Source organism: Leisingera sp. XS_AS12 (genome assembly GCF_041224635.1).
Lineage (GTDB): Bacteria > Pseudomonadota > Alphaproteobacteria > Rhodobacterales > Rhodobacteraceae > Leisingera.
Genome location: NZ_JBGFGM010000082.1, coordinates 1 through 6,772, shown reverse-complemented (window position 1 = coordinate 6,772; position 6,772 = coordinate 1). Strand labels below are relative to the sequence as shown.

Below are 6,772 nucleotides of genomic sequence, written 5' to 3'. Positions count from 1 at the left end.
ACGCGGCGCTACATGACACTGGAAACCGTCGCCGCCATTTGCGACACTGCCCCCATGGACCCGGCGACAATCGCCGCCCTGTGACTGCGGCCGAGCCAAGGCCGAAGAGCAAAGTTACACCAACTCCCGGGACACTATCCTGACAGGAAGACCTTCGGGCATCGGTCGTATCTGGTTGCCACGCGTCGCCAATCCTTCAACCTGCCGAACATGATCTCGATCCGGTTGCGCCGTTTGTAGCGGCGCTTGTCGTATTTGACGGTCTTCTTGCGCTGCTTTCGACCCGGGATGCAGGGTCGTATCCCCCTGTCTTTCAACGCTTCTCTGAACCAATCGGCGTCATAGCCGCGATCCCCGAGCAGCCAATCAACATCCGGCAGGCTGCTCAACAACGCCCGTGCGCCGATGTAGTCACTGACTTGCCCGGCGGTCACGAACAGGTTCAGCGGGCGTCCTTGACTGTCGCAGACGGCGTGAAGTTTGGTATTCATGCCGCCCTTGGTTCGTCCGATCAGGCGTCCACGCCCCCTTTTTTGACGCCCAAGCTGGTGGCCGTTCGATGGGCTTTAAGATAGGTGGCATCGATCATGACCGTCGTCTGCTCGCCGTGATCAGCGGCCAGACCGGCCATCATCTGGGCAAAGATGCCTTTGTCGCTCCAGCGCTTCCAGCGGTTGTAGAGCGGTTTGTGAGGACCATATTCCCTCGGCGCGTCTCGCCATCGTAAGCCATTGCGATTGATGAAGATAATCCCGCTCAAAACACGCTTGTCATCGACGCGAGGCTTGCCATGGGACTTGGGGAAGAAAGGCTCAAGACGCGCCATCTGCGCATCCGTCAGCCAGAAAAGATCAGACATGTCCACCGCTCGGTTTTCGAACCGTGAATCACGCCTTTAAGCGGTAATCAATGGGTCCTGAGCCTAGTCAAAGACCTTGGGCGGTAAGCGAACGCCCAATAGATCCGCGTCGGTTCTTGCGCCGCCCCTTCCGCTGGGATGCACGTAGAAATTTTCAATCTGAAAAAAGCCGTTCAGCCGCAGATACCAGTATGCCGCCTTCTCCGGGTTCAGGCGGACCCGCACTTCGCTTCCCGCTCGCCTCATTCCGCGGCCTTCAGAGCTGCGCTCGTCGGCTCCAGCGCCTCGTGGAGAAGGGCTTCGAGGAGGCGGGTGCGGGTGGTGTCGGCGGTGGTCAGGGCGGCCTCCAGCCGGTCGCAGAGGGCCATGAGGGCGTCGACCTTGGCCACGATGCGGTGTTGTTCGGTAAGGGGCGGCAGGCCAACGACGATCGGATAGATTTTCGAGCCGGAACCGCTCCACCGCCTCGGGCGTCATCAACTCGTCCCTGAGCCCGTCGAGTACCAGCGGCTGAAGCCGATCAAGGCGAATGCAGGGCACGCGCCTGCATCCCTGGCCGGAAGCACCGCACGACGAAGGTGAAATATGACAAGCACCGATACAAACGGCGCAACCGCCCCTCTCGTGACATTGCTTCGCAATGCATTGTAGGGCAGTGATGCGAGATCATGTTTGGCAGGCTCAAAAGTTGGCGGCGCGTGGCGACACGCTATGGCCGCTGTCCCAAGGTCTTCCTCTCAGTCATCGCCCTCGCAGCAGTCGTCATCTACTGGTTATGCATCCTGACCCCAGGGCTGCCTCGGGCGCCCGGTTTATTCCGCGCGGGTGCAATAGAGCTTGTGCAGAACCTCCAGAACGGCGACGGCCTCATGCCCCTTTACGCTGTAATAGATCGTCTGGCCTGCGCGGCGCCCCTCTACCAGCCCGGCTTCTTTCAGCTTCTTCAATTGCTGCGACATGGTCGATTGCGACACGCCGCAGACCTGCGCCAGATCACCGACCGAGCGCTCGCCGTCGAGCAGGCGGCACAGGATCTCCAGGCGCGCCTTCGAAGCCAGCATCGCCATCAGTGCCGCCGCCCCCGCGATATCGCCGTCGAGAAAGTCGTCCGCGCCTTTCATATTACACCTATTGAATATTAGATGTATATAATATATTCTTCATGGAAGAAGGACACAAGGCCAGTCCGACCCGGACGCGGTCGCCGCATGGAGACGAAACATGGAAACCGAATTTACCCCCTGGCTGTCGCTTGGCGGCGGCATCATGATCGGGGCTTCGGCGGTTCTGCTGATGGCCACCAACGGGCGCATCGCTGGCATCAGCGGTCTCACCGCCAAGATTTTCGCCCGCAAGAGTGACGGTGAGGCGCGGGGCGTCTCGGCATTGTTTGTGCTGGGTCTTTTGCTGGCCGCGCCGCTGTGGCTGCTGGTCTCAGGCGGCTGGCCGCAGCAATGGGTGCCCACAAATACGGTCCTCATGGCAGTGGCTGGTTTGCTGGTCGGTTTTGGGGCGAGCTATGGCAACGGCTGCACCTCGGGCCACGGGGTCTGCGGGATCAGCCGCGGCTCGGCGCGATCGATCGTGGCCACCGTTACCTTCATGGCGACGGCCTTCGTGACCGTTTTTGTCACGCGTCACGTGATTGGAGGTTGAAATGAAACAAGCTTTTGCCTTCCTCTCCGGACTGATCTTCGGTCTCGGCCTTATCGTCTCTGGCATGGCAAACCCCGCCAAGGTGTTGAACTTCCTCGACCTCTTCGGCGCATGGGACCCCAGCCTCGCCTTCGTCATGGGCGGTGCAATCGCCGTGACCGCGCCTGGTTTCGCCCTGCTGTTCCGCAACCTCCAAGCCCCACTTTTTGATAGCAAATTCCGCCTGCCGACACGCAACGATCTGGAGCCGAAACTCGTGACCGGAGCGGCAATCTTTGGCGTGGGTTGGGGCCTGGGGGGCTTCTGCCCCGGACCGGCGCTGACGGCGCTGCCGTTGGCAGCTACCGGCACGCTGATCTTTGTGCCCTTCATGCTCATCGGGATTTGGGCCGCACGCCACACGCCTGACATCACGCCTGCCGCAAAGAGGGGAGGTGCCTGATGAATGATCCGCTGAACACTGCCGTCGTCCGCCACTCGCCTTCGACCGGGGCAGGCAGTCCTGATGTCTGGGGAATCTACGAGCCCGACACCGGCTCGATCCAGTATATCTGCGCCGACCCGACGACGAAGAAGGCCGCGCTCATTGACGTTGTCTGGAACTTCGACCCGAAGAACTACAAGTTCACGACCGAGAGCATGGATCAGGTGCTGGATCTCGTTGAGGAAAATGGCCTGAGCGTGCAATGGATACTGGACACTCACCCGCACGCGGACCACGTCATGGCCTCGGCGCAACTGAAGGAGCGCACGGGCGCGCCTAATGCCATCGGGGCGCTGGTACCCGAAATCGCCAAGATCTGGGCTGACCTCTACAACCTGCCCGATGCCTTCGACCCCGTTCGCGATTTCGACCACCTGTTCCGGGAGGGGGAGACCTTCAAGATCGGCGAGTTGGATGTGAAGGTGATGCTTTCGCCAGGGCATACTCTGGGTTCGATCACTTACGTTTGCGGCGATGCGGCTTTTGTCCATGACACGCTGATGCAGCCGGATGCGGGCACCTCGCGCTCGGACTTTCCGGGCGGCACGACTGAGGAGTTGTGGCAGTCGATCCAAGACATCCTCGCTCTTCCCAGCAGTACGCGGCTCTATATCGGGCATGACTATGGCACCGATGAACGCAAGGATCCGCAGTGGGAGGCCACGGTGGACGAACACCGCGCGTGCAATATCCATGTGAAGGATGGCACGAAACGCGAAGACTACATCGAACGCCGTCAAAAGCGCGACGCGACGCTCTCGCTGCCCAACCGCATTCTTGCAGCGCTGCAGATCAACCTCCGCGGCGGTCGGCTTCCTCCGGCGGAGGATGACGGCAACCACTATCTCAAGCTACCGGTCAATCGGTTTGACTGAGCGCGAACGGGCTGTCCTTCGGGGCGGTCCTGCTTCTGACGGATAGCCTGAAATGCCCCTCTCTCAACTTGCCCGATATCTGCCAATCCTCGACTGGGGACGCCGTTATGATCGTGGCCAGTTCACCGGCGACATGTTGGCTGCCGTGATCGTTACGATCATGCTGATCCCTCAGTCGCTGGCCTATGCGCTGCTGGCAGGAATGCCGCCCGAGGCGGGGATCTATGCCTCCATTGCGCCCATCGTGCTGTATGCCATCTTCGGCACCAGCCGCGCGCTGGCGGTGGGGCCGGTGGCGGTCGTCTCGCTGATGACGGCGGCGGCGGTGGGCGAGATCGCCCAAAGCGGCACAGCAGGCTATACTGCCGCGGCGTTGACGCTGGCGTTCATCTCTGGGGCGATGTTGCTTGCGCTTGGCCTGTTTCGGCTGGGCTTCTTGGCGAATTTCCTGTCACATCCGGTCATCGCAGGGTTCATCACCGCTTCGGGGATCCTCATTGCGGCCAGCCAGCTGCGCCATATTCTAGGGATCGACGCCGAGGGGCATACGTTGGTTGAAATCCTCGTCAGCCTCTGGACCCATCTGAATGAGGTGAATCTGATAACGGTTGTGCTGGGTGTAACCTCAACAGGGTTCCTGTTCTGGGTGCGCGGTGGGCTTGAACCACTGCTGAGACGCATGGGACTGGGGCGCCGCTTGGCAGGTATTGGCGCCAAGATGGGGCCAGTGCTTGCGATTGTCGGCACCACGTTGGCTGTCTGGGCTTTTGAGCTGGGTGAAAAAGGCGTAGCGATCGTCGGCGCAGTACCGCAGAGCTTGCCCCCGCTTACCTTTCCCACTGTCTCGCCTGATTTGGTTCTGCAATTGTTTGTCCCGGCGTTGCTGATATCAATCATCGGCTTTGTCGAAAGCATCTCGGTCGCGCAGACCCTCGCCGCCAAGAAGCGTCAGCGGATCGATCCGGACCAAGAACTGATCGGCCTCGGCAGTGCCAATCTCGGGGCGGCTTTCACGGGCGGTTTCCCGGTTACCGGGGGATTTTCGCGATCTGTCGTCAATTTCGATGCGGGTGCCGAGACACCGGCCGCCGGGGCGTTCACCGCCGTTGGCCTGGCGTTTACCGCGCTGTTCCTGACACCGCTGATCTATTTTCTACCCAAGGCTGCCCTGGCCGCGACAATTATCGTCGCGGTGCTGAGCCTTGTCGATTTCTCGATCCTGAGACGGGCATGGACCTTCAGCCATGCCGATTTCGCCGCCGTGAGCGTGACGATCCTTCTTACGCTGCTCCTCGGGGTCGAGGCCGGAGTGACCGCGGGGGTTGTGACCTCGATATTTGTGCATCTTTACAAGACGTCGCGCCCGCACCTGGCCGTGGTGGGCCGGGTGCCGGGTACCGAGCACTTTCGCAACGTACTGCGCCATAAGGTCGAGACCCAGCCACACGTGTTGAGCCTGCGCATTGACGAGAGCCTATATTTCCCCAACGCGCGTTTTCTGGAGGACCAACTCGCGCGTTATGCAGCCGAAAAGGCGGAGTTGACGGATGTTGTCTTGATGTTCTCGGCGGTGAACGAGATTGATCTTTCAGCGCTGGAATCGCTCGAAACAATCAACACCCGGCTGAATGACGCGGGGGTCCGGCTGCATTTGAGCGAAGTGAAAGGCCCGGTGATGGATCGGTTGAAGCGCAGCCATTTCCTTGAAGAACTTAGCGGCGACGTTTTCCTTAGCCAACACGAAGCTGTCTGCAAGCTTGCCGATCCCGGAACCCGGTCCGACCAGTCGGCTCGCCAGTTCACCTGACCGAGCGGCCACTGCGGTCATTCGTTCTGTGCACACTGAATGGCTGCTCGCCGCCCACCAGGCAAAGGCTGTCGGCCGCGAACGACGGTAGCGGTCGCGTCCGGATTGGGCTGAGACCGGTCAATCGCGCCCTCAACAACAATGTCCTTTCGCAATGGCGGCTAAGTGTCCTTTGCGGTCAGGCAATCACGTTAGTGTGTAGCACTACATCGCGGCCCAAAAAGTTGATGTCGTCGAGTGTCAATCCTGCGCCGGTGATGCGGAACTGCTGGTCAGGTAGGGCGTCTGATCCGCTGAGGGTGAGGATCAATTCGCCGACTTCCTCCATTTCGGCCGTCAGGCTATCATATTCCACGATGTCGCCAAGATTGATGTTGAGTTGATCAACGCCGGGTTCGAAATCAGTCAATGCAATAGCGGTTTCTTGCAGTGGATTGCTGTCATCATCTGCCGAATTGCCTGAGCCACTTTCATTCACAAATGAAATCTCAAATGTATCTTCCCCTGATCCGCCGGCCATATTCACGGGGGTTGTCTCGAATTGTTCCATGGGTAGATAGGGGATGTCATGATGGATGACCTGCCCCCCGCTGGTCCCTCGCTCATGAGGAGAGTCTGCGGGCTTGATTTTGGTAGTCGTCGGTTTCGGGCTTGGCAAGCGCGGCGGGCGCGGAGCCCTCAATTAGCTCAAGCGCCTGCCGCGCTTGCTTTGGCGCTCTGTTCTCCAGCGAAGAGTGAGGCCTGACGTTGTTATAATCGTAGCGCCACAGCGCCAGCTTGCGGCGGGCATCGTCCAGGGTATCGAACAGCTCTTCATTGAGGAGTTCGTCCCGCAAACTGCCGTTGAATGACTCGATGAAGGCATGCTGCGGTTTTCCTGGGTCAATGTAATGCCAATCCACGCCGTTCCTATCGGCCCATTTCAGGATTGCCCGGCTGGTGAATTCCGTCCCGTAGCACGTCGGGAAGATTGGCCGCTGAGAGGTTATGGCCACGCGCGCAGCCCTCAAACCGCGCAGCGGGTGGCCATAACCGGGTCTCAGGTCTCAACAGTGGTTTTGCGTAGACCACACCGCTGAGGAGACCGGCTA

At 60.1% G+C, this 6,772-nt stretch carries 8 protein-coding genes and 2 pseudogenes; 5 read left to right on the top strand and 5 right to left on the bottom strand.

The window, feature by feature from the left end; all coding sequences use genetic code 11:
- Positions 1 to 134: 134 nt before the first annotated feature.
- A protein-coding gene (locus AB9K35_RS07460; RefSeq protein WP_369925115.1) for an IS5 family transposase occupies positions 135 to 859 on the bottom strand; the annotation gives its coding sequence in 2 pieces (ribosomal slippage) (positions 135 to 523 and positions 523 to 859; 726 coding nt in all).
- 242 nt (positions 860 to 1,101) lie between these two features.
- Entirely contained in the window at positions 1,102 to 1,248 is a 147-nt protein-coding gene (locus AB9K35_RS07455; protein WP_369925114.1) for a hypothetical protein, read from the bottom strand.
- A gap of 150 nt (positions 1,249 to 1,398) precedes the next feature.
- Between AB9K35_RS07455 and AB9K35_RS07450 the strand changes: the two are divergent.
- Positions 1,399 to 1,635, top strand: a pseudogene (locus AB9K35_RS07450) (hypothetical protein); the annotation flags it as partial.
- A 36-nt stretch (positions 1,636 to 1,671) separates the two neighbouring features.
- On the opposite strand, the gene AB9K35_RS07445 reads toward AB9K35_RS07450, so the two are convergent.
- On the bottom strand, positions 1,672 to 1,980 hold the full coding sequence (locus AB9K35_RS07445; RefSeq protein WP_369925113.1) for an ArsR/SmtB family transcription factor: 309 nt from the start codon (positions 1,978 to 1,980) through the stop codon (positions 1,672 to 1,674).
- Between the two features lie 100 nt (positions 1,981 to 2,080).
- Here AB9K35_RS07445 and AB9K35_RS07440 point away from each other — a divergent pair, with 100 nt between their 5' ends.
- Genes AB9K35_RS07440 through AB9K35_RS07425 form a run of 4 tightly spaced genes read left to right on the top strand, consistent with a single transcriptional unit; the run spans position 2,081 to position 5,681 of the window.
- Complete coding sequence (locus AB9K35_RS07440; RefSeq protein WP_369925112.1) at positions 2,081 to 2,515, top strand: YeeE/YedE family protein; 435 nt, start codon at positions 2,081 to 2,083, stop codon at positions 2,513 to 2,515.
- A gap of 1 nt (position 2,516) precedes the next feature.
- Positions 2,517 to 2,957, top strand: coding sequence for a DUF6691 family protein (locus AB9K35_RS07435; RefSeq protein ID WP_369925111.1), 441 nt, complete (start codon positions 2,517 to 2,519; stop codon positions 2,955 to 2,957).
- On the top strand, positions 2,957 to 3,874 hold the full coding sequence (locus tag AB9K35_RS07430) for an MBL fold metallo-hydrolase (RefSeq protein WP_369925110.1): 918 nt from the start codon (positions 2,957 to 2,959) through the stop codon (positions 3,872 to 3,874). Before AB9K35_RS07435 ends, AB9K35_RS07430 begins: the two co-directional genes overlap by 1 nt.
- A 52-nt stretch (positions 3,875 to 3,926) precedes the next feature.
- Positions 3,927 to 5,681, top strand: coding sequence for a SulP family inorganic anion transporter (locus tag AB9K35_RS07425; RefSeq protein ID WP_369925109.1), 1,755 nt, complete (start codon positions 3,927 to 3,929; stop codon positions 5,679 to 5,681).
- A 178-nt stretch (positions 5,682 to 5,859) separates the two neighbouring features.
- On the opposite strand, the gene AB9K35_RS07420 is transcribed toward AB9K35_RS07425, so the two are convergent.
- Both AB9K35_RS07420 and AB9K35_RS07415 read right to left on the bottom strand, forming a co-directional pair.
- Positions 5,860 to 6,231 carry a hypothetical protein gene (locus AB9K35_RS07420; RefSeq protein ID WP_369925108.1) on the bottom strand — a complete coding sequence of 124 codons (372 nt, stop codon included), beginning with the start codon at positions 6,229 to 6,231 and terminating at the stop codon, positions 5,860 to 5,862.
- A gap of 52 nt (positions 6,232 to 6,283) precedes the next feature.
- A pseudogene (locus AB9K35_RS07415) lies at positions 6,284 to 6,634 on the bottom strand (integrase core domain-containing protein); the annotation flags it as partial.
- Positions 6,635 to 6,772: the final 138 nt, after the last annotated feature.

Excerpts from the sequence above, each read along its gene's own strand:
- AB9K35_RS07435 (WP_369925111.1), top strand. The coding sequence starts at position 2,517 with ATGAAACAAGCTTTTGCCTTCCTCTCCGGACTGATCTTCGGTCTCGGC.
- AB9K35_RS07445 (WP_369925113.1), bottom strand. The coding sequence starts at position 1,980 with ATGAAAGGCGCGGACGACTTTCTCGACGGCGATATCGCGGGGGCGGCG.
- AB9K35_RS07425 (WP_369925109.1), top strand. The coding sequence starts at position 3,927 with ATGCCCCTCTCTCAACTTGCCCGATATCTGCCAATCCTCGACTGGGGA.
- AB9K35_RS07430 (WP_369925110.1), top strand. The coding sequence starts at position 2,957 with ATGAATGATCCGCTGAACACTGCCGTCGTCCGCCACTCGCCTTCGACC.
- AB9K35_RS07420 (WP_369925108.1), bottom strand. The coding sequence starts at position 6,231 with ATGGAACAATTCGAGACAACCCCCGTGAATATGGCCGGCGGATCAGGG.
- AB9K35_RS07440 (WP_369925112.1), top strand. The coding sequence starts at position 2,081 with ATGGAAACCGAATTTACCCCCTGGCTGTCGCTTGGCGGCGGCATCATG.